The following is a 20,366-nucleotide window of genomic DNA, read 5'->3' as shown; positions in this document are numbered from 1 at the left end:
GATTGCGGGAGCATCACGATGACCTATTCCATCTCGGCACGTTGTCCGGAGACCGGCGCGTTCGGCATTGCCATCACGTCGTCGAGCATTGCCGTGCCGGCGCGCTGCGCCTGGGTGGGGCCGCTCGGTCTCGTGGTGTCGCAGAATGTCACTGATCCGTCGCTCGGCCCGACCGGCCTCGCACTGCTGCGTCAGGGCCTCGGCGCCGGCGCCGTCCTCAACAATCTCACGATCGGCACGCCGCAGCCCGCATGGCGGCAGGTCGGTGTGATCGATCGCTACGGCCAGGTGGCGTGGCATTCCGGCGCGCAGGCGCTGCCGATCGTTGGCATTGCGCAGGGCCATGGTTGTCTCGCGATGGGCAATCTGCTGGTCGATGAAAAAGTCCCGAGCGTGATGATCGCAAAGTTCGAAGCTACGGCCGGACAGCCGCTGGCGGAGCGATTGCTGTCGGCGCTGGAAGCCGGCCTCGATGCCGGCGGCGAGACCGACGACGAACATGCGGCGGGCCTGCATGTCGCCCACATGTTTGACTGGCCGGTGGTCGACCTGCGTGTCGACTGGCACGACGCTCCGATCGGTGAACTCCGCGCGCTGTGGGAGCGCTACCGGCCGCAGCAGAAAGACTATGTCGCGCGCGCGATGAACCCGGGCGCTGCGCCGTCGTTCTAGACGCGACCGCCTCACGCCGCCTCACCCGGCGGAAACGCCACGATATCGTCGGAGCCGATGGTCAATCCGATCTCGGCTCCGACCGGACAGGACGACAGCGCTGCAATACCGGGCGAACGTAGCAGTATCCGCTCCCGCGCGCTGCCGGGCGCGTCGATATAGAGATCGACATGGCCGCCTTGAAACACCTGCGTCGTCACAGTGCCGGGCAGTGATCCCGAAGCGCCACGCGCCGTGACGGCGAGATGCTCCGGCCGCACGAAGACGTCCACGGCATCGCCGATCGAGAGCGCGGCAATCGGCGCCGCAGGAACTTCGGCGCTGATGTCACCGACCGAGACGACAGCGACATCTTCGCGCTTCTCGACAAGACGCCCGTTGAGGATATTGGCGTCGCCCACGAAGGACGCGACGAAGCGATCCGCCGGACGGCGATAGATATCGTCGGGTGCCGCGATCTGCCGAATGCGCCCGGCCGACATCACGGCGATGCGATCCGACATCGACAGCGCCTCGCCCTGATCATGCGTGACGAAGATCGTGGTGACGCCGAGCTCGCGCTGGATCTGCTTGAGCTCGACCTGCATCGAACCGCGCAGATTCTTGTCGAGCGCCGAGAATGGTTCGTCGAGTAGCAGCACCTTCGGCTTGATCACCAGGGCCCGCGCAAGCGCAACGCGCTGCTGCTGGCCGCCGGAAAGTTGTTTGGGCTTGCGATCGGCAAAACCTGTGAGCTTGACCAGCGCCAGCGCCTCGTCGACGCGGCGCGCGATCTCCCTCTTCTCGACGCCGCGGGTCTTCAATCCGTAAGCCACGTTCTTGGCGACGCTCATATGCGGGAACAGCGCATAGTTCTGGAACACGATGCCGATCTCACGCATATGCGCGGGCGTCTCGGTGACCAGATCGCCGTCGATGAAGATCTCGCCATTATCGGCTTCGAGGAAGCCGGCAACCAGATTGAGCAGCGTCGTCTTCCCGCAGCCGGATGGGCCCAGCAAGGTCATGAACTCGCTCGGCCGGATCTTCAGCCAGGCCTCGTGCAGCGCCATGGAATCGCCGAAGCGCTTGGTGACGCCGTCCAGCTGCACCGCCGGGCGGATCTTGTCGCTCGCCGCGGCTGGCGTGTGTGCCGTCATCGGATCAGTGCGCATCAACATTCAGGATTTTCCCGAGGCCCAGGAAGGAATTGGCGATCGTGAGCAAGGTTGCGGTCACGACGATGTAGATGACCGACAGCGCGGCCAGCGTGGGGTCCGCGAATTCGCGGACGTAGTTATACATGGCGACCGGTAGCGTCTGCGTGGCCTGGCTGCTGACGAACAAAGTCGCCGTGAATTCGTTGAAGGACAGGATCGCCGCGAACAGCCAGCCGCTGAGCAAGCCCGGAATCAACAGGGGGATCGTCACCGTGAACAGGATCCGCAGCGGCGTGGCACCGAGACTGGACGCGGCCAGTTCCAGGCGCGTGTCGAGATTTTCCAGTGAGATGTAAGTGCTGCGCATCACGAAGGGCAGCACCATCACCACATGGGCGAAGATGACGAGCGGAAAGCCGCGTCCAATCCCCGTCTGCGAGGCGAGGATGAGAATGCCAAGACCGACGGTGTAATGCGGGATGATCAGCGGAGACAGCAGAATGCCTTCAAGGAAATCCCTGAGCGCGAATTTATAGCGATGAATGGCAAAGGCAAAGGCCGATCCCACGACGACCGCGATGCTGGATGCCCAGACCGTCACGGTCAGGCCATTCCAGAACCCCTTCGCGAAATCGGCATAAGAGAAGGCGCGGTAGAACCAGCGCAGCGACCAGGACTGCGGCGGAAACTGCAGAATCGCACGATCGTTGAAAGCCGAGATCGCCACGACAACGCCGGGCAGCAGCACGAAGAGGAGAATAGCGGCGACGAGGACGCGGCCCGACCAGCGCAGCGCAAGGGTTGCAGGTGAGCGCTTCATGTGGTGCCCGCCATACGTTCGAGCGGGCTCGCGGCCTTCTTCAGCAACGCAATTACCGCCAGCGAGAGTGCAAGGCCGATGATGGAGAGGCTGGCGGCGAAGGGGAAATTGAACGACGAGAAGCCGAGCTGATAGATCAGCGTCGATACGGTGGCGACACGGCCGCCGCCGATCAGTTGCGGCGTTGCGAAGGCGCTGAAGGTCCAGGCGAAGGCGGTTGAGAAGCCGGCAACGATGCCCGGCATCGACAGCGGCAGCGTGATGGTCATGAAAATGCGGATCGGACCCGCGCCGAGACTTTCGGCAGCCTTCTCATAGTTGCGATCAATATGCGACAGCGCAGCCGCCAGCATGATGACCATGATCGGCATGGTCACATGCACCAGTGCCGCGATCACACCTCCCGACGTGAACATCATGCGCAACGGGCGATCCACCAGGCCGAGCTTGAGCAGCAGCGTGTTCAGGAAGCCGTTATTGCCGAGCACGATCATCCAGGAATAGGTCCGCACCACCTCGCCGAGAAACAGCGGCGTGACCGACACGATCAGGATGAAGGAGCGCAGCGCGGAGCTGTTGGTGCGCGTCAACGCATAGGCTAGCGGATAGGCAAGAAGCAGCGTGAACACCGCCGTCTCGAAACAGATCAGCACCGTATTCCAGAATGCCAGTGCGTAAAGCGGCCGCAGCATGGCTTCGAAATTGGCCCAGGTGAAGCCACCGACTTCGAGCGTGCCTGGAATATAGGCCCGCACGCTGTACTGAAACACAGCCAGCATCGCCGCGATCAGCCCCACAGCAACGAGGCCGGCCGGCGAGACAAACCATCCCAGAAATGGACGTGTGTTCATGGACAAACTCGAAGTGGGCGAACGTGACGTCATGGACCGCGATCCGGCGGTAGCAGCCGGATCGCGACCGGGGCTCGTTTACGGAGCCATGATGTTTTCGGTGAACCACTTGCGCCAGGTACCGGTCTTCTCGGCACGCAGCTTGGCGTCGATCACCAGCGTCTGCTTCGCCCACTGATCCGCGGTCGTGAACACGCCCGGCAGTGCTGCGATCTCGGGCTTGACCTTGGCGTTGTCCACCACCGGGCTGCCCTTCTTCAGTTCGGCGATCTTCGCCTGCACTTCCGGATCAAGCGCGGTGTTGATGAACTTGTAGGCCAGCTCCGCCTTGGTCGAACCCTTGGTGATGCCCATGGTGTCGACGCCGAGCACGGCGCCTTCCTTCGGAATCGCCAGCTTGATCGGCACGCCCTGGGCCTGCATGTAATAGGCGTTCATCGACAGCACGACCTGCACCGGCGTCTCACCAGTCGCAAAGAGCTGCTGGCTGTTGGCATCGTTGGTGTAGAACGCCTTGTAGTTCGGCTTCAGCGCCTTCATCTTGGCTTCGCCGACTTCCCAATTCGCTGCATCGCCGCCAGAGAGCTTGGCCGCAACGACCATCACATGGCTCGGATCGAAATCAGGCGACGAGATCATGCCCTTGAGCGCGGGATTCCATAGACCTTCCCAGCTTTCGAAGCTGACGCCCTTCGGCAACTGATCGGGCAGATAGCCGATCGTGTAGACATAGGCCCAGGAGCCGATGTGATACGGGCTGATCTTGGCCTGCTCGACCAGATGGCTAGCGTTCGGGATCTTCGCCATGTCGAGCTTCTCGAACAGATTGTCGTTGGCATAGAGCCAGCCGACATGGGCCGTCGTGAAGGTAACGTCGCTCTCGGGCTTGGCAGCAGCGAGCTTGGCCTGATTGAGACGGTCGATCGTGCCGCCGGTGATGTATTCGACCTTCACGCCGGTGTCGGCGGTGAATTTCTTGGCGATCGCTTCATCGATCAGATCGCGAAAACTTCCACCCCAGGTGCTGACCACCAGCTTCTCCTGGGCGGATGCCTGTCCGCCAATCGCGAGCGTCGACAGCAACATCAATGCAGTAAACTTCAAGGCGCGCTTCATCTCGAAACCTCACAAGGATTATGACCCAGAAAGAAAAGCAAGCATCGTGCCAGACGATTGATTTACCTCAAGAATTTCCGCCGGACGGGCGCGCGCATCCGCACTCATCGATCATGCGAAAGATGAAGCCACAAACGTCCGATTGATCTCTGTAGTGCCGGCGAAAAACGCGTCGTTACGCCGGAATTTCCGCGATGATGTCGATTTCCATCAGGTATTCAGGCTTGGCGAGGCCCTGCACGATAATCCCCGTCGAAACCGGATAGACGCCCTTCAGCCATTTGCCGACGACGCGATAGACCGGCTCGCGATAGGCGCGATCTGTGATGTAGATGACGATCTTCACCACGTCCTCGAGCTTGGAGCCTGCCTCTTCAAGCAGCACCTTGGCGCATGTCATGGCATTCTCGGTCTGCGCAGCGGCATCGCCGATACCGACGATCTTGCCGTCGAGATCCATGGCCGTCTGGCCGCGCACATAAACGGTGTTGTTGGCGCGCACGACCATGCAGACATCGTTGTCGAGCGACTGCTCGGGATAGGCTTCCTTGGTGTTGAACTTGCGAAAACGCTGATGGGTGGTCATGGAGCAGATCCTCAGGCGGCGAGACGACGGAATGTGCGATCGGAGAAGATCAGGGGCAGCGCAGCTTGGTTGCGAACGTTCAGCACTTCGCCCGCGACGATGCGATGCGAGCCGAAATCGAACACGCTGGCGACGCGGCAATCGAAATTGCAGAGTGCGCCATCGAGCGCAGGTGCGCCGGTCAGCAGTTCCGACCAGTCACCGGCAAGAAAACGGTTGTCGCGCAGTTCAGGGATCAACCCGGCGAAGCTGTTGGCAACACGCTCCTGCGTATCAGACAGAATGTTGGCGACGAACACGCCATTGGCCAGCAGCTTTTCGAGATGGCGATTGTCGCGGTGAACGCTGAACACAACCGATGGCGGCTCCATCGACAGTGAGCACAGCGACGACACCGTGACGCCCGCGCGGCCCGCCTCGCCATCCGTGGTCACCACTGCCACGCCCGAGGCCGTCATCCGCATGGCGTCGCGGAAGATATCGACCTCGACCAGCGGATGCGCCGCAGCACTCATGACTTCCCCCCGTCGATACGGTCCGACAACCCGGCCGACTTTTTCACGAAGTCCAGCGGCCCCGCGAAGTCGAAGCTGTTATAGACGGCCGCCAGATGATTGAAGTGTGGCGCCTGCGCGAACTGCACGAAAGTCAGGCGATGGCCGGCATAATCGGAATTCAACAGATCGCGTGCGAAAGCGAGCAGTTTGCGGCGATCGTCGGCCTGCCACTGGTCGTTCAGCGAATAGAACTTGTTGAGCCACTTGCCTGATCCCTCGGCCTCGAATGCATCGGCATTCGGGGTAATGCAGATCTGGCCGCCACACAGCTCGCGCGCGATATGCATCATCGCCGGGAGCTGCGAACAGGCAAACACGCGGCCGGCATAGAGCATCGACTGCTGCGGCATCAGAAGGCCGCCCGGGCTCTTCTCCGCCATGGCGATCGAGGCCGTGAGATGCGCGTTGATGCCTTCGCGGTAGCAGACGAGATCGGCGAGCTTCTCGCGCACCGACTGCAGCTTGTCGAGACCGGTCTGCTTGGCGTTCCACATCGCCGCGCCGATCATCATGTCGGCGGTGTAAAGGAGACGCAGCACGTAGGGGAATGCCGAGTAGCGATGCAGCGTCGAACGCACGAACTGCGCAGCGCGTGTATGGCGGTAGAAGAACACGTCTTCCCACGGGATCAGCACGTCGTCGAACACCACCAGCGCCTCGACCTCATCGAAGCGATTTGCAAGCGGATAGTCCTTGGCATTAGCGCTGCTGCGATTGGCGAAGCCGCCGCGGCAGATATGTTTTACGCCCGGCGCACCCATCTTGACGATGCAGCCCACCGCATAGTCGGACAGCTTCTCATTGGCCCAGGCGCCGACGGTCGGCTTCAGATAGGCCTGATCGGCATAAGCCGCCGCGGTCTCGTATTTCGCGCCGCGAATGATGATGCCGGCATCGGTTTCACGGGTGACGTGAACCATCAGGTCCGGATCCTGCTGCTGCGGCGGCAGCGAACGGTCGCCCTTCGGATCGGTGTTGGCCGAGACGTGGAAGATGTCCTTCTCGATCACGGCACGGATGTGATGATCGATATTGGCGGCGAAGCGCGGGTCGATCTCGGCCAGCACGTCGCGCCCGTCGGTGAGCGACCACATCTCGCCGATGGTCTCATCGCCGACGCGGGTCACGACGCCGCCGATGTCCTTCATCACGTGATCGACGGCCTTAATCTTGTCGTGCCAGTCCTTCTGCTCCGTCGGCGGCTTGTAGAAAACCGAATGTGTCTCGTTGTCTTCAACGTAAGTGAGGTCGGCGGCGTAACGCTCTTCACGCGCCATGTCATACATGCGGGCCTTGACGTCGATGATCGGCTTCAGCGCCGGGTGCGTGGTTACGTCCTTGACGCGCTCGCCATCGATCCAGACCTCGCGGCCATCGCGAATGCCCTGCTTATATTCTTCACCCGTGCGGATCATTGATCGGCTCCTGTTCGACTGGACGACAGGGTGCCGAAGGGCCTATCATAAAGAAAATATTTTTATCTTTGGAGTTGCATAGGAAAACGCGATGAGGTTTTCGCTCCGGGCCCTGCGTTATGTGGTTGAGACGGCCGATGCGGGCAGCGTGACGGAAGCCGCCAAGCGCCTGAACGTGTCGCAGCCCTCGATTTCGGCCGCACTCAGCCAGCTGGAGGCCGAACTCGGCGTCCAGATCTTCATTCGCCATCTCGCCAAGGGCGTGACCCTCTCCCCCGCCGGCCAGCGGCTGGTGAATGATGCGCGGCTCCTGCTCAACCATGCGCGCGATTTTGCCCAGAGCGCCCAATCGCTTGGCAGCACCCTGCACGGCGAGATCGTCGTCGGCAGCTTCTCGACCCTCGCCACGCGTTTCATGCCAGGGCTGCTGTCCGGCTTTCGCGAACGGCAGCCGGGCATCTCGGTAAAACTTGAGGAAGGCGACCAGCAGGAAATCATCGACGGTTTGGTCTCCGGACGGACCGAACTCGCGCTGTCCTACTCCTTCGCCGTTCCCGACGAGATCGTCGGTGAGAAATTCTGCGAGCTGCCGCCCTATATCGTGCTATCGGCGGATCACCCTCTGGCAAACCGGTCGTCGATCAGCCTGACCGAAATGCGCGACGAACCGTTCATCCTGCTGGACCTGCCGCATTCACGCGATTACTTCGCCAGCCTGTTTACGGCATCCGGTATCGAGCCGCGCATTTCCTTCCGGACCCGGTCATTCGAGCTGATCCGCGGGCTGATCGGAAATGGCCAGGGATATTCGATCCACAATGCCGTGCCGCGCACCACCATCGGCTATGACGGCAGCCGCGTCGCCGTGGTGCCCATCACCGAAAAACTGCCGGCCACGCATGTGATGGCGCTGCGTCTGAAGCGCCACGCGCTGCGACCGGCGGTACAGACATTCGCCGACTACGCGCGCGAGGCCTTTGCCGTTGGCGGCCAATTCGCACCGGGCTCAATAGCCCCGGCGCGGATCGACGCGGCTTAGCAGCTCCAGCCCGGACCGCAGCCGGCGTACATTCTCGCCGATCTGCTGTGCCGCGGAACCCGGCAGCGCCACCGATGCGAGATGCGGCGTGATCAGCACATTGTCCATCGCCCAGAGCGCGCTGTCCGGCGACAGTGGCTCGGAGGCAAACACATCCAGCGTGGCCTCCGCAATATGGCCCGAACGGAGCGCTTCGATCAGCGCCGGCTCATCGACGATGCTGCCGCGCGAAACATTGACGAAGACCGCGCCACGCTTCATCTGCGCCAGGCGCTCGATGTTCAGCAGCCCGCGCGTCTGTGGCGTCTGCGGCAGCATGCAGACGAGAATGTCACTATCGCCCAGGATATCCGGCAAAGCGGTCAGACCAGCCGACGTCTCGATGCCCTCCACCGACTTCAGCGTGTTGGACCAGCCACGCACGCGATAGCCCTGTCGCACGCATTCCAGCGCCGCGGTCAAGCCGAGTTCGCCGAGGCCGAGTACGCCGACAGTGATGTTCTCTGGATCACGTGGATGAATATAGTGCCAGCGATGCTGGCGCTGGGCGCGCTCGAAAGCCGGAATATCCCGCGCATAACGGATCACGGCGCACAGCACGTATCCGGCCATCATCCGCGCCATTTTCGGATCGGACAGGCGCGTGATCGGCACGTCCGGGAGATCGTCGCGTCCGACCAGCGCATCCACGCCGGCGCCGAGATTGACGACGAGCCCGAGATTTGGGTAGCGCGAGAAAAACCCATGCGGTGGCTTCCACACCAGCGCGTGCCGCACGCTGGCTGGATCAGCGATATCGTCAGCCTGCCGCAGATCGATCCCCTCCGCGGCCAGCACCGCACGCCACGTTTTGAAGTCATCGAGGACGCTGTAGAATGCCATCACCTCTGACGTCATTGCGCGGCCTTTTCGGCGATCAGACGCGACACCGCTGTCAGCGCCAACTCATAGCCGAGTGCGCCGAGCCCGGCGATGACGCCCGTTGCAGCACGCGACACATAGGAGTGATGGCGAAACGGCTCGCGCTTCCAGATATTGCTCATATGCGCCTCGATGATCGGTCCCTCGAAAGCGAGCAACGCATCGAGAATGGGGACCGACGAGTAGGTGAGACCGGCGGCATTGATGACGATCCCCTCGGCCTTCTCCCTCGCCTCCTGGATCCAGTCGACCAAAATGCCTTCATGATTAGACTGACGGAAGTCGATCGTCAGGCCGAGTGACGCCGCGTGATCTTCACAGCGCTTCTTGATCGAGACGAAACTTTCACGGCCATAGGTACCGCTTTTGTCCAGCCCATAAAGATTGGCATTGGGACCATTGAGAAAATAGACAGTGGGAGAACTCATGGCTGCGCTTTCATGTGTATTGGGAGGGCAATCGAGCATCTGCTGGAGACAAAACGGGGACCGACGAAAGCCACGAACGAACAACGGGGGCCAGTTGATCTCAGATGTTCACTCCGTCCCCAAGGTGAAGCGCACGCGGCCGCGCGCCACGCCGCTCACCCACAAACAGGACCTTAAAGAGGCTTTCTGCAGTGTAGAAATCGAAAGAACCTATGCGGTTCGACGGATTTCAATATGGTTCAAAGGTTGCCTTTGCCATAGGTGAAGCGCCCGAAGGCGGCGTCGTCCATCGCTGGGTAAGAGTGTGCGAGGCGACCTATTGAAGGAAATCGGTCGAAAAATCGGCCCGGATTACCTGCGGTGCACAGTCGGCATCCGGTTAGTGCGTTTTCGAACCAAGCGAAGATCGGTTCGCATCAAGAAAACGCGTCTAAACAAAAAGCTAGAGCCTCCGTTCTGATTCTATCAGAACCGAAAAGGCCCTAGTGCATTGGCACATGTTTCAAGGAATCCCTGATTTCGCGCCAGATGTTCACACACCAATGTCTCGCTCTATGGATCAACACGTTTTTCAAGATTCACTCTCGCTAGCCGTCCTATCTCCTTATTGGGATCAGCAAGAGTCGTGCCAACAACAGCACTAACAGAGTGACGACATAACGTGGGAGCCCGCCTCCTCCAGTGGCTTGCACTTCTATTCATCGTCCAGCATGCCGCGGTACTGAGCGGCACTGTTCGAATTTCAGTTGCTCTTCGTCTTCGATCACGCTCGTCATCCAATTGCCCGGGAATGGATCGCCGTGCCACCGCCGTAAGCGGCCCCCGGGCTTTGGCTTTTGCACGGGTCGCCGCGACGAATCCGCCAGCATCCGGGCGCTCGACGGTATTTTAACCTGTTCAATCTACAGTTGACCAAAGACTCGTCAGAAGTTGAGTAGTTCGGCGCGACGCCGCCAGACGGAACAAGACATGCTTGCCAATCTGAGCCTGAAGGCCCGCATTACAGCAGCACTCGCAGCGTCTGCGGCAGCAACCGCCCTCGCCGTGCTTTTCGGGGCCATGTGGATCATCGGTGGCATCGTCGATCGGGCCGATCGCAGTGAACTACAGGGCAATTACGATGCCCTGCAATCGCGATTGATGCAGGAATCCCGCCGGGCGGCGGCCATGAGCGCGGTGGTCGCAACTATTCCAGCGGTGCAGGACGCGGTCGCACGTAACGATCGCGAGGCGCTGCTGCAGTTGTTCGGACCGGGCTTTGCCCAGCTCAAGTCGGACTACGGCGTCGACCAGTTTCAATTCCATACGCCCGCAGGCTTGTCCCAGTTTCGTGTCCATCAGCCCGCCAAGTTCGGCGACGACCTGACCGGCTTCCGCAAGACGGTGGTCGTGGCCAACGCGACGATGAAACCCGTCGTGGGCCTGGAAGGCGGCGTCGCCGGCCTCGGCATCCGCGGTGTCGTGCCGGTTGCACAGAAAGGCAAACATCTTGGCACCGTCGAGTTCGGGCTGACGTTCGGACAGGGCTTCTTCGACGAGTTCAAGCGCGCGCGCAACGTCGATGTCGCGTTCTATCTCGCCGGAAACGAAGGCTTCAAGACATTCGGCGGCACGCTGGGCAACACGAGTTTCTTCGATGCCGACGCCTATCGCAGCGCGACGAATGGCAGTTTCATCGTCCGGCAGGGCGAGATGAAGACGACACCGGTCGTCGCCTTGCTGGGTCCGATCAAGGATTTCTCGGGTCAGTCCATCGGCGCCGTCGAGATCGTCATGGACAACAGCGAATATGCGGCGTCCATCGCGCATGCGCGTCTGCTGGCCGCCGGCATCGCAGCGATCTGTCTGGTGCTGGCTGTCGCCGGCGGCCTTCTGATTGCCCGCGGCATTTCGCGGCCAATTCTTGCTATCACGCAGGCGATGCGCGAACTCGCCGAAGGAAATCTGTCGGTTGTCCTGCCGCAACATCGCGGCAAGGACGAAGTCGGCCAGATGGCGCAGGCGGTCGAGGTCTTCAAGCAGAACGCCATCCGGGTGAGCCGTATCCAGGCCGATCAGGACGAAAGCAACGAGAGGGCGGAGCAGGAAAAGCGCGCCATCTTCGCCTCGCTCGCCGACAAGTTCGAGGGCAATGTCCGCAAGGTCGTCGACCACGTCTCATCGGCCGCAGCAGAGATGCAGAACACGGCGCAGTCGATGTCGTCGGTGGTCGAACAGTGCCGGGCACAGTCCGACGAAGTCTCCGGCGCGTCATTGTCGGCCTCCGACAATGTGCAGACCGTCGCTGCGGCATCCGAAGAACTGTCGTCCTCGATCGGCGAGATCAACCGGCAACTGGCGCAATCCTCCGCTGCGGTCGGAAAGGCCGCCGACAGTGGACGGCGCTCGAATGCGCGCATGCAGAGTCTGGCCGCAGCGGCCCAGAAGATCGGCGAAGTCGTCGCGCTGATCAATCACATCGCCAGCCAGACCAATCTTCTGGCGCTGAATGCTACGATCGAGTCGGCGCGCGCCGGGGAAGCCGGCAAAGGGTTTGCCGTCGTGGCCGGTGAAGTCAAATCGCTGGCGACCCAGACCGCCAAGGCCACCGAGGATATCCGCGCCCAGATCGCGTCGATCCAGAACGAGACCAATGCCGCCGTTGACGAGATTCAGGCCGTCTGCTCCACCATCGACGAAGTCGACAAGATTTCATCGGCCATCGCCGCAGCCATTGAAGAACAGGGTGCCGCAACCCAGGAGATTGCCCGCAACGTCAATCAGGCAGCGGCGCGTACCGACGACGTATCTCGCAATATCTCCAGCGTGACATCAGGCATTTCCACGACCGGCTCCGCCGCGCAAGAGGTGCTGGGCTCGGCGACAAAACTCGCATCGCAATCGGAAGTGCTGCGCAACGAAGTCGACCGCTTCCTGGCGAGCATCAGGGCCGCTTAAGAAGTGACAGCGCTTTAGCTGCCCTTCTTGCCGTCCACCGCGAACTGCTTCAGGAACGCGGCGAGATCCTTGATCTCCTGCTCGTTCTTGATGCCGGCAAAGCTCATCTTGGTGCCGGGGATCTTGCCCTTCGGGTCCTTGATATAGTCGGTGAACACCTGATCATCCCAGGTCAGGCCGGAATTCTTGTTGGCGTCGGAGTAATTGTAGCCCGCTACGGTGCCGGACTTGCGCCCGAACAGACCGTTCAGGATCGGCCCCACGGTGTTCTTCGCGGTCTCACCGACCTGATGGCAGGCGCGGCACTTGTTGAAGGACTTCTCCCCGGCTGCAACATCCTGCGCCACGGCATCGGTTGTCATCAGCGCGAGCGACAGAGCGAGCAGCGGAAAGCGGAACGTCATCCTGGTCAAACCTCAAATGTAGTGATGGTTATGGTGTGTGAGCCATCGTGCCAAAGACGAGTGCCCTCGCCTGCTACTCGACCTTGGGGCCGGACTTGCCGTCAGGCGTGACGTCGATGGCCATAGCCCGCCCGGTGACCTTCGGCGCCGGCCGGCAATCCTTCATGCATGGGGTCTTGTTCCAGAAATGTTTCTCGGACGTCTCGCGATCATCCTCGAAGAACGCCGCTGCATTAGGCATCTTGATCGACGTAAAATTCTTCTCGTTGAGTTCGAATGTCTCGTTCTTGACGATATCGTTCATGCTGAGAATGTAGGCCGTCAGCGCATAGACCTCGTCATTGGTCAGCGACTGCGCATTACCATAGGGCATCGCGCGCTTGATGTAGTCGAACACGGTGGAAAGATCGGGCCAGAACGAGCCGACGGTCTTGTCCGGCCGATCCGCCTTCAATGTCCCCGCACCGCCGGCAAGCACCGGCCATCGACCGACACCCTGTCCGAATTCGCCGTGACAGGACGCGCACTTCTCCTGAAACAGATCGTCGCCCTGCTTCACGGTGCCCTTGCCGACCGGAAGACCTCGCCCGTCCGGCCGCACATCGGTGTCCCAGGCCGCGATTTCCTCAGCGGTGGCCGCCCGCCCCAGCCCGAGCTTCGCAGAGGGCTTGACCACGTCGCGGCCCGCCATCTGCTGGGCAGCGCTTGGCGCACTCGTGCCGCCGAGCAGACATGCCGCCAGCACCAGTGTCAGGGCGTTAGCCGATTTCAACATTTTCAGTCTCCCCGCCCGAACGCACCAGCCAGGTCTGAATGCCGTTATTGTGGTAGATCGAATTGACGCCGCGCACCTTGCGCAGATCGTCCTTCGACGGCTGCACGTAGCCGGTGGAGTCGATGGCGCGGGACTGGATCATCAGCTCCTGTCCGTTCCAGTCGAAATCCACATAGAAGCGCGCCACGGACTTGTCGAAGACCGGGCCGTCGATGCGCGCGGTCTGCCAGTTGCGGCCGCCATCCATCGAAACATCAACGCGCTTCACGGTGCCGCGCCCGGACCACGCGAGCCCGCTCAGCACATTGCGGCCCTTGTGCTTCAATGGCGCCTGCGGCGACGGATTGGTCACCACCGACTTCGCATCCATCACGAATGTATGCTTGCGGGAATTTCCGTCGGCCAGCAGATCCGTATATTTCGACGTCTCCTCGCGGGTCTGCCACGGCTGATCGCCAGCCTCGATGCGGCGCAACCACTTGACCCACAGATTGCCTTCCCAGCCGGGAATGACCGCGCGCAGCGGATAGCCCTGTTCCGGACGCAGCGCCTCGCCGTTCATCGCGAAAGCGATCATGACATCGCTCAGCGCCTTCTCGATCGGCAGCGAACGGTTCATGCCGGCGGAATCGGCGCCTTCCAGCATCAGCCACTTGGCATTCGGCTTCAGCCCGGCCTCATCCAGCAACACTTTCAGCGGCACGCCGGTATACATCACGTTGTGGATCATGCCGTGCGTGAACTGACAGCCATTGAGCTGGCTGCCGCGCCATTCCATGCCGGAATTGGCGGCGCATTCGAGGAAGTACACCTTGTTGACGCGCGGCATCCGCTTGATGTCATCCATGGTGAACACCAGCGGCTTGTCGACCAGCCCATTGATCATCAGGCGATGATCTGCCGGATTGATCTCGGCGACGCCGCCATGATGCCGCTCAAAGCACAGACCGGATGGCGTGATGATGCCGTCGAGGTCGTGCAACGGCGTAAAGTTCACCGACGATTCAGCAGAAGCCGTCAGCCACGGTACGTCGCGGCGGATCACGTTCTTCTCGAACTTCGAGGGAGTGCCGTAGGGATGCTTGTCCACGCCATCGCCGAGATAGCGCTGCCAGTCCTGCACCTCGGTAATGAGTGCTTCAGGTTTCGCGTTCTCTGCCGCAAGCGCAGGAATCGCCGACAATGCTGCACCGGCACCTGCCAGACCCGCTGCGCCAAGAAAGCGGCGGCGATTGAGCGTTTCCGCTGAGGTTCGATCAGTCATGCGACCAGCTTTCGTATCTCTGCAATGCAAGGGCCTGCGATCAGGAACCAGTCACCTTGACCGCGGTGTTGGGTTCGATCCTGACGGTTGAGACTTTCGCCACATGCGCCGCGACCACGTCCCAGATCGGCGGTCCCTGCGTGTTCTCGTTGATGCTGGCCCAGCCCGAGACCGTGTAGGTCTTGCTGGCCTCGATCGGCTTGCCGGACTTCAAATGAGTCATCGCGGAAATGCGCGATCCCATCGGTTTGGAAATATCGATCGCGTAGCCCATGCCGCCCATGCGGACCATGTCGCCACCGCCCTGGAAATAAGGATCGGGGTGGAAGATATTGTCGGCGACGTCTTCCAGCACTTCCTTGATCTGGGTGCCGGTCATCTGGTTGCGATAACAGTTCGGATAGGTGATCGCGGTGGCGTTGGTGATCTGCTCCCAGGTGATCGCATCACCGGGGATCAGCGTGCCGCCCCAGCGGAAGCCGGGCGACAGCACGATCTCCGCATCGCGCTCGGACATCATGGCGTTGCAGATCAGATCGTCGAAAGTGCCGTTGAAATTGCCGCGGCGATACAGCAGCGAATCCGTCTTGCCGATCTCGCGCGCCAGATCCCCCGCGAAAGGTGCCCTCACCTTTTCCACCAGCGCGGTCATTGCCGGATCGGGTTTGATGGCATCGGCAAACACCGGCATCAGCTTGAAGCGGATATCGGAGACCTTCTTGTCCTTCACCTCGATATCGAGGCGCGACACGAACTTGCCGTGCGAGCCGGTGGCGACCAGCACCGTATTGCCAACCTTGACCAGGCCGGGCATGGCATCATGGGTATGCGCCGTCAGGATAACGTCGAGGCCCTTCACGCGGCCCGCCAGCTTGCGATCGACGTCAAAGCCATTGTGCGACAGCAGCACCACGATGGACGCACCGGCAGCGCGGGCTTCATCCACCTGCTTCTGGATGTCTTCCTCGCGAATGCCGAATTCCCAGTTCGGAAACATCCAGCGCGGATTGGCGACGGCCGTACGTGGCAGTGCCTGACCGATCACGGCGACGGTGGCGCCGCCGCGTTCGAACATCTTGCGCGCCTCGAACACCGGCTCCTGCCATTCGTTGTCGCGAACGTTCTGCGCCAGGAAGGCGAAGGGCGCGCTATCGGCGATCTGCTTGACGCGTTCGGCGCCGTAAGTGAATTCCCAATGGCCGACCATGGCGTCGAGCTTCAGGGCCGACATGACGTCGACCATGTCCTGCGCCTTGGTCTGCAGTGACGTCCAGCTACCCTGCCAGCTATCGCCGCCATCCAGCAGCAGCACCTTGTCGTCGCCGCGCTCGGCGCGCACGGCGCCGATCAATGTCGCGATACGGTCCATGCCGCCCATGCGGCCATAGTTCTTCGCAAGCGCGACGAAGTCATCGGCGGTCAGCGCGAAGGCATCGGCTGAGCCGGCTGCAATCTTGAAGTAGTTGCGAAACTCGGCATCCGTGAGATGTGGCGGCATGCCCTTCACTTCGCCGACGCCGAGATTGACCGACGGTTCGCGGAAGTGCAGCGGCATCAGTTGCGCGTGGCTATCTGCGACATAGAGGATCGTCACCGTGCCCAGCGGATCGAACCGCAGAATATCGGCCTGTGTCAGGCGCTGCTGTGCCGCAGCCCGACCCAGCGGACCAAGGCCGCTTCCGATCGTCAGCGCAGACGCAGCCGCCGTCGCTTGCAGGAAATCCCGCCTCGATATCATGATCCACCTATGATCCCTTCCGCTATGGAAGGGTGAATGTTCAGAAGAACGTCAGATCCAGGATCTTCAATTCAGGATCTGCAATTCAAAGTCTGCAATCCGTCAGGCCACGGTCAGCTTGTTGGTCGCGACATAATCGGAGCCGTCGTCATCCTTCCAGGTGAAGGTGAATTCGCCGGACTCGGCAGCCTTGTAGAAAAACGACTGATAGGGATTGGCCGAGATCGCGGGATTCCAGTCGGCCTCGAACACCGTCTTGCCGTTGAAGGCTGCGGTGAACTTGTTGATGATCTTGCGCGGCACGACCTTGCCGGCTGCATCCTTGCGCTGGCCGGATTCCATTTCGTGAGAGATCAGCGTCTTGATCTCGATCAGTTCGCCCGGCTTGGCCTGGGTCGGAACGCGAACGCGCGGGGTTGGTTTGGTTGCCATGGGAAAGTCCTCGCCTGATAAATCTGTTCTGTGAACGAAGCCGCGCGACTAGCCGCCGCAGCCGCCGATCGTGACTTTCACATTGGCCTTCGCCATGTGCAGCTTGCCGTTGGACATTTCGGCGATGCAGACGATGTTCTGGGTTTCCGCAAGGCGCATGCGCGTCGAGGCCGAGGCCTTGCCGCAAGCCGGCGTGAAACGGTAGCTGACGACGGCCGGCAACGGATTGCCTTCGGCGAACACATGCACCGACTTGACGTAGTCGGCATCGGTCATCGGGCTTTCGATATCGACATTGACCGGGACCACGAGGCCGTTCTCGGCGATCTCGGGTACGTCAAGCTTGATCTTGCCGCTCTCGAATTTCTTGTCGCCATACAGCTTCTTGATTTCGGCAGCGACGGCCTGCTCATCGGCCAGCGATAGTCTGGGAGCAAGGATTGCTGCGAGACCGGCGATCGCGGCCATGGCCAGCGTTTCGCGACGGGTCTTCTCGACCGACTTCAAAATCATGAGTGCTTCCTCCTGCGGGATTTAAGCAATCCCTTTACAATAGTATCGCTTGACGATTCCAAGTCTGATCTATCTTATCTGGGACATATCATTATATTCTTTTTCTTGAATGTAAAGATCTGAAATGCACAAGTGCCGCACAGACGGCGATGTGGGAGGGGACAGATGAGGAAGACCGTCATTCGGTCAGCGGCAGCGGCCATTCTGGTACTCTGCGCGGGGAGCTTCGGCAGTCATGCGCAGGACGCCAGCGAAAAAGAGATCGAACGCTATCGCGAGATGATCTCGGACCCGATGTCCAACCCCGGCTATCTCGCCGTCGATCGTGGCGAAGCGCTGTGGAGCGAAGCCCGCGGCACCAAGAACGTCTCACTGGAAACCTGCAATCTCGGTCTCGGCGCCGGCAAGCTCGAAGGCGCCTTCGCGCAATTGCCGCGCTACTTCGCAGATGCCGACAAGGTCATGGATCTCGAACAGCGCCTGTTGTGGTGCATGCAGAACATTCAGGGGCTCGACACCAAGGATGTCGTCGCACGGCGCTTTTCCGGCCCGGGCCGTGCGTCCGACATGGAAGACCTCGTCGCCTACATCGCCAACAAATCGAACGGCATGAAGATCGACATTCCGCTGAGCCATCCCAAGGAGCAGGAGATGGCGGCGGTCGGCGAAGCGCTGTTTTATCGCCGCGGCGGCGTCAACGATTTCTCCTGCGCCACCTGCCACGCCGACGACGGCAAGCGCATCCGGCTGCAGGGACTGCCGAACTTCTCCAAGCCCGGCAAGCCGGCGCAGGAAACCATGGGCGGCTGGCCGACCTACCGCGTCTCGCAGGGCGCGCTGCGCACCATGCAGCACCGCCTGTGGGATTGCTTCCGCCAGCAGCGCTGGCCCGTGCCGGAATACGGCTCGGACGTACTGACCGCCCTCACCTCTTTCCTGCAGAAACAAGCGGCGGCCGGCGAACTCAACGTTCCGTCGATCAAGCGATAAGGAGCCCGGGATGAAACGCGTTTTAACACTCGCCGCGCTCGTTCTCGCAGGCTCGCTCACGACATCCGCATACGCGCAGACCGCCGCCAAGACGCCGGATCCCGCTCTCGTCGACGCCTATATGAAATCGACCTTCGGCAAGGCCCCGCCAGAGTGGCAGGCGCGCATCGAGCCGGATGAGACGCTGAAGACCTGCAATGCCTATCACAACGAGGTGCCCAGCGCCGAGGCTGACAAGATCACCGCGAGTGAAATGGCGCGGGTGGTCTATCCCGCCGACGGCAAATTCCTCGGCAACTGGAAGGAAGGCGCCAAGATCGCGAATAACGGTCGCGGCGGCCAGTTCTCGGATCCGCCTGACACCGTTGCCGGCGGCAACTGCTATGCCTGTCACCAGATGGAGCAGAAGGAAGTCAGCTACGGCACGCTCGGACCGAGCCTGACCAATTACGGCAAGGACCGCAAATACGATCCGCAGGAAATCAAGAACGCCTTCACCAAGGTTTACGACTCGCAAGCCATGTTCGCCTGCTCCAACATGCCACGCTTCGGCGTCAACAAGGTGCTGAGCGAGCAGCAGATCAAGGATATCGTGGCCTTCCTGTTCGATCCGGAATCGCCGATCAACAAGTAACCGAAGCTGAGAGTGGATTGCCATGACGATGCGAAACGCATGGATTGCCATCGTCCTGTCGATGCTCGCGTCATCTGCAGTAAAGGCGGAAGAAGCCGTCGTCAGCTACAAGTCCCTCGGACTTGAGCTGGCGCTCGACGCCGCGCGTGCGGCGTTGAAGGAGTGCCAGAAGCGCGGCTATCAAGTCGCCGTTGCCGTGGTCGACCGCTTCGGCACGCCGCAAGTCCTGCTGCGCGATCGCTTTGCCGGGCCGCACACGCCGCCAACGGCGACCGGCAAGGCATGGACCTCCGCGACCTTCCGCAACAGCACGACCGAACTCAATGCGATCAGCCAGCCCGGCATGATGCAGGCCGGGCTGCGCAATCTGCCTGGTGTCGTGATTATCGGCGGTGGCATGATGATCGAAGGCGGCGGCGCGATGCTGGGCGCCATCGGCGTCTCCGGCGCACCGGGCGGCGATGCAGACGAGGCCTGTGCCAAGGCGGGCATTGCCGCGATCCAGGACAAACTGGATTTCTAATTCGACCGCGCGCCTACGCCTGCTTCTTCAGCCACTCCGGGAACGTCGCCGTCTCGTAGCCCTTCTGACGCACATAGCGGAACATCGCCAGAAATTCTGTCGGTTCCAAAAGTCCGGGCATGCGCGCGACTTCCCGCGCCTGTCCGCTTTTCGACGCCAGTCCCGCGACGGTCTCCGGAAAGAACTGGATCGTCGGCGTGAAGCGAATGCCATAGGCTTCGCCAAAGGCCTTCTCGCCGCGCTTACGGCCGTCGAAATCCGTGACCTCACGTGAACCGATATGATTGAGATGCAGGATCTCGAAATTGTCGCGGATGTAGCTCTCGATCTTCGGATCGGTCATGTAGCTCTCATGCATGCGCTTGCAGGCCGGACAGCCCTTGAGCCCCCACATGATGGCGAAGCGCTTGCCCTTGGCACTCGCGCCCGCCAGATCTTCGGAGAGATCGAGAAAGCTCTCAAGATACCAGTCCATCTGATAGAGCCCGTCATCACCGAGCGTCGCCTTTGCCGACGCCGGTGCAGCGCGTAACCCGACCACGCCGAAACCGATGGCCGCGAGCGCATGCCGTCTGGTGATCACGCCAGTTACCTCAGACATTCGATCCTCCC

Annotated in this window: 22 protein-coding genes; 6 read left to right on the top strand and 16 right to left on the bottom strand. The window is 61.2% G+C overall.

Annotated elements, in window-relative coordinates; translation table 11 throughout:
- The first annotated feature begins 18 nt into the window (after nucleotides 1-18).
- Nucleotides 19-672, top strand: a complete 654-nt coding sequence (locus tag BLW80_RS29380; protein WP_093762118.1) for a DUF1028 domain-containing protein — start codon at nucleotides 19-21, stop codon at nucleotides 670-672.
- An 11-nt stretch (nucleotides 673-683) separates the two neighbouring features.
- Here BLW80_RS29380 and BLW80_RS29375 read toward each other — a convergent pair whose 3' ends face one another.
- The 7 genes from BLW80_RS29375 to BLW80_RS29345 all read right to left on the bottom strand — a co-directional run bounded on the left by BLW80_RS29375 (nucleotide 684) and on the right by BLW80_RS29345 (nucleotide 7,156).
- Entirely contained in the window at nucleotides 684-1,832 is a 1,149-nt protein-coding gene (locus BLW80_RS29375; RefSeq protein WP_244528497.1) for an ABC transporter ATP-binding protein, read from the bottom strand.
- Nucleotides 1,816-2,631, bottom strand: coding sequence for an ABC transporter permease (locus BLW80_RS29370; protein ID WP_089264767.1), 816 nt, complete (start codon nucleotides 2,629-2,631; stop codon nucleotides 1,816-1,818). The genes BLW80_RS29375 and BLW80_RS29370 overlap by 17 nt, the downstream gene beginning before the upstream one ends.
- Entirely contained in the window at nucleotides 2,628-3,482 is an 855-nt protein-coding gene (locus tag BLW80_RS29365) for an ABC transporter permease (protein WP_093762116.1), read from the bottom strand. The genes BLW80_RS29370 and BLW80_RS29365 overlap by 4 nt, the downstream gene beginning before the upstream one ends.
- A 78-nt stretch (nucleotides 3,483-3,560) precedes the next feature.
- Nucleotides 3,561-4,598 carry an ABC transporter substrate-binding protein gene (locus BLW80_RS29360; protein ID WP_093762114.1) on the bottom strand — a complete coding sequence of 346 codons (1,038 nt, stop codon included), beginning with the start codon at nucleotides 4,596-4,598 and terminating at the stop codon, nucleotides 3,561-3,563.
- 175 nt (nucleotides 4,599-4,773) lie between these two features.
- Nucleotides 4,774-5,184, bottom strand: coding sequence for a RidA family protein (locus tag BLW80_RS29355; RefSeq protein WP_089264770.1), 411 nt, complete (start codon nucleotides 5,182-5,184; stop codon nucleotides 4,774-4,776).
- An 11-nt stretch (nucleotides 5,185-5,195) separates the two neighbouring features.
- Nucleotides 5,196-5,699, bottom strand: a complete 504-nt coding sequence (locus BLW80_RS29350; protein ID WP_093762112.1) for a flavin reductase family protein — start codon at nucleotides 5,697-5,699, stop codon at nucleotides 5,196-5,198.
- Complete coding sequence (locus tag BLW80_RS29345) at nucleotides 5,696-7,156, bottom strand: 4-hydroxyphenylacetate 3-hydroxylase family protein (protein ID WP_093762110.1); 1,461 nt, start codon at nucleotides 7,154-7,156, stop codon at nucleotides 5,696-5,698. Before BLW80_RS29345 ends, BLW80_RS29350 begins: the two co-directional genes overlap by 4 nt.
- Before the next feature lie 91 nt (nucleotides 7,157-7,247).
- Between BLW80_RS29345 and BLW80_RS29340 the strand changes: the two genes are divergently transcribed.
- Nucleotides 7,248-8,195 (top strand): LysR family transcriptional regulator, encoded by a 948-nt coding sequence (locus BLW80_RS29340; RefSeq protein WP_093762108.1) that lies wholly within the window; start codon nucleotides 7,248-7,250, stop codon nucleotides 8,193-8,195.
- Here the strand turns inward: BLW80_RS29340 and BLW80_RS29335 are convergent.
- Nucleotides 8,163-9,092, bottom strand: coding sequence for a 2-hydroxyacid dehydrogenase (locus BLW80_RS29335; protein ID WP_093762106.1), 930 nt, complete (start codon nucleotides 9,090-9,092; stop codon nucleotides 8,163-8,165). The genes BLW80_RS29340 and BLW80_RS29335 overlap by 33 nt on opposite strands.
- Nucleotides 9,089-9,544, bottom strand: coding sequence for a type II 3-dehydroquinate dehydratase (locus tag BLW80_RS29330; RefSeq protein ID WP_093762104.1), 456 nt, complete (start codon nucleotides 9,542-9,544; stop codon nucleotides 9,089-9,091). Before BLW80_RS29330 ends, BLW80_RS29335 begins: the two co-directional genes overlap by 4 nt.
- A gap of 969 nt (nucleotides 9,545-10,513) precedes the next feature.
- Between BLW80_RS29330 and BLW80_RS29325 the strand changes: the two genes are divergently transcribed.
- On the top strand, nucleotides 10,514-12,481 hold the full coding sequence (locus BLW80_RS29325) for a methyl-accepting chemotaxis protein (protein WP_092151755.1): 1,968 nt from the start codon (nucleotides 10,514-10,516) through the stop codon (nucleotides 12,479-12,481).
- A gap of 14 nt (nucleotides 12,482-12,495) precedes the next feature.
- On the opposite strand, the gene BLW80_RS29320 is transcribed toward BLW80_RS29325, so the two are convergent.
- From BLW80_RS29320 to soxY, 6 genes are all read right to left on the bottom strand, one after another.
- Nucleotides 12,496-12,885: a c-type cytochrome gene (locus BLW80_RS29320; RefSeq protein WP_093762102.1), complete on the bottom strand. Its 390-nt coding sequence runs from the start codon at nucleotides 12,883-12,885 to the stop codon at nucleotides 12,496-12,498.
- A 73-nt stretch (nucleotides 12,886-12,958) separates the two neighbouring features.
- Nucleotides 12,959-13,660, bottom strand: a complete 702-nt coding sequence (locus BLW80_RS29315; protein WP_093762100.1) for a c-type cytochrome — start codon at nucleotides 13,658-13,660, stop codon at nucleotides 12,959-12,961.
- The gene (gene soxC / locus BLW80_RS29310) at nucleotides 13,644-14,924 is read right to left on the bottom strand and encodes a sulfite dehydrogenase (protein WP_093762098.1); all 1,281 of its coding nucleotides are present in this window, start codon (nucleotides 14,922-14,924) and stop codon (nucleotides 13,644-13,646) included. The genes BLW80_RS29315 and soxC overlap by 17 nt, the downstream gene beginning before the upstream one ends.
- A gap of 40 nt (nucleotides 14,925-14,964) precedes the next feature.
- Nucleotides 14,965-16,662 (bottom strand): thiosulfohydrolase SoxB, encoded by a 1,698-nt coding sequence (soxB, locus tag BLW80_RS29305; protein WP_093762096.1) that lies wholly within the window; start codon nucleotides 16,660-16,662, stop codon nucleotides 14,965-14,967.
- A 102-nt stretch (nucleotides 16,663-16,764) separates the two neighbouring features.
- Nucleotides 16,765-17,094, bottom strand: a complete 330-nt coding sequence (soxZ, locus tag BLW80_RS29300) for a thiosulfate oxidation carrier complex protein SoxZ (RefSeq protein ID WP_089264796.1) — start codon at nucleotides 17,092-17,094, stop codon at nucleotides 16,765-16,767.
- 48 nt (nucleotides 17,095-17,142) lie between these two features.
- Nucleotides 17,143-17,607 (bottom strand): thiosulfate oxidation carrier protein SoxY, encoded by a 465-nt coding sequence (gene soxY / locus BLW80_RS29295; protein WP_068732003.1) that lies wholly within the window; start codon nucleotides 17,605-17,607, stop codon nucleotides 17,143-17,145.
- A 165-nt stretch (nucleotides 17,608-17,772) separates the two neighbouring features.
- Here soxY and soxA point away from each other — a divergent pair, with 165 nt between their 5' ends.
- From soxA to BLW80_RS29280, 3 genes are read left to right on the top strand one after another with little or no spacing between them, the layout of a single operon-like run.
- Nucleotides 17,773-18,597, top strand: a complete 825-nt coding sequence (gene soxA / locus BLW80_RS29290; RefSeq protein WP_093762094.1) for a sulfur oxidation c-type cytochrome SoxA — start codon at nucleotides 17,773-17,775, stop codon at nucleotides 18,595-18,597.
- 10 nt (nucleotides 18,598-18,607) lie between these two features.
- Nucleotides 18,608-19,231 carry a sulfur oxidation c-type cytochrome SoxX gene (soxX, locus tag BLW80_RS29285; protein WP_093762092.1) on the top strand — a complete coding sequence of 208 codons (624 nt, stop codon included), beginning with the start codon at nucleotides 18,608-18,610 and terminating at the stop codon, nucleotides 19,229-19,231.
- 22 nt (nucleotides 19,232-19,253) lie between these two features.
- Nucleotides 19,254-19,754 carry a GlcG/HbpS family heme-binding protein gene (locus BLW80_RS29280; RefSeq protein WP_093762090.1) on the top strand — a complete coding sequence of 167 codons (501 nt, stop codon included), beginning with the start codon at nucleotides 19,254-19,256 and terminating at the stop codon, nucleotides 19,752-19,754.
- 13 nt (nucleotides 19,755-19,767) lie between these two features.
- On the opposite strand, the gene BLW80_RS29275 is transcribed toward BLW80_RS29280, so the two are convergent.
- Nucleotides 19,768-20,355, bottom strand: a complete 588-nt coding sequence (locus tag BLW80_RS29275) for a SoxW family protein (protein ID WP_093762088.1) — start codon at nucleotides 20,353-20,355, stop codon at nucleotides 19,768-19,770.
- Between the last annotated feature and the right edge of the window lie 11 nt (nucleotides 20,356-20,366).

Origin of the sequence: Tardiphaga sp. OK245, assembly GCF_900108575.1 — a bacterium.
Classification (GTDB): Bacteria; Pseudomonadota; Alphaproteobacteria; order Rhizobiales; family Xanthobacteraceae; genus Tardiphaga; species Tardiphaga robiniae.
Note: the sequence above shows the minus strand (reverse complement) of the source record. Positions and strands in the feature narration are given on the sequence as shown.